1 protein-coding gene and 1 pseudogene are annotated in these 649 nt (G+C 48.8%); both read right to left on the bottom strand.

The features are described 5' to 3' along the window. Positions 1-134: pseudogene (locus ACTHS3_RS16485) on the bottom strand (ABC transporter permease); the annotation flags it as partial. Positions 135-364: 230 nt separating this feature from the next. Beyond that, positions 365-649 (bottom strand): ABC transporter substrate-binding protein (locus tag ACTHS3_RS16480; protein ID WP_440368572.1); only part of this gene is annotated, 285 nt, incomplete at its 5' end.

The raw sequence follows: 649 nt of genomic DNA, 5'->3' as shown, positions 1-649 counted from the left end.
ACCTGCTGGCTGTCGGATAGCGAAAACAGGGCGGACCATTTGAATTCGGCCACGCCGACCGACAGGCTGACGGCAAACAATATCAGCAGCGCCACACCGTTGACCGCATTTAAAAATGAAGGTTTGTGAAACATAAAATGGTTCGGAAAAAATAAGGCCGTCTGAAAGAAGGGTTAAGGTATTTGGGAAAAAAGCAGGTTCGCCCATCATAAAAAACAGATGCAAGCAAGCAAAAATTGTCCATTTGCACCATGTATTTTCAGACGGCCTAAATCCAATGACTTCAGGTCAAGCAGCTTGACTCTGTGAATCATCAAACCCTTCGGGCCGTCTGAAAGAAGCGGGCGGCTATACCCACGCCGAATTACTTGGCCGCATTAAACGCATCGCTTACCTGTTTGGAAGCATTCAGCAATTCTTGTGCGCCGCCGGCTGCCAGATAGGTTTCCGGCACGAGGTACACGACTTGGCCTTTTTTCCATGCAGTTGTTTCGGCAACCAAAGGATTGTCCAACACATCTTTCGCAGCCTGACCTTCTTCACCGATGGCCGCACCGCGGTCCAAAACAAACAGCCAATCAGGGTTTTTCTCTTTCAGGTATTCAAAGCTGATAGGCTGGCCGTGGCTGCCTTCTTTAATCGATTCATC

The organism is Neisseria sp. P0009.S007, from assembly GCF_051962515.1.
This window is presented reverse-complemented; position numbering and strand designations above follow the sequence as displayed.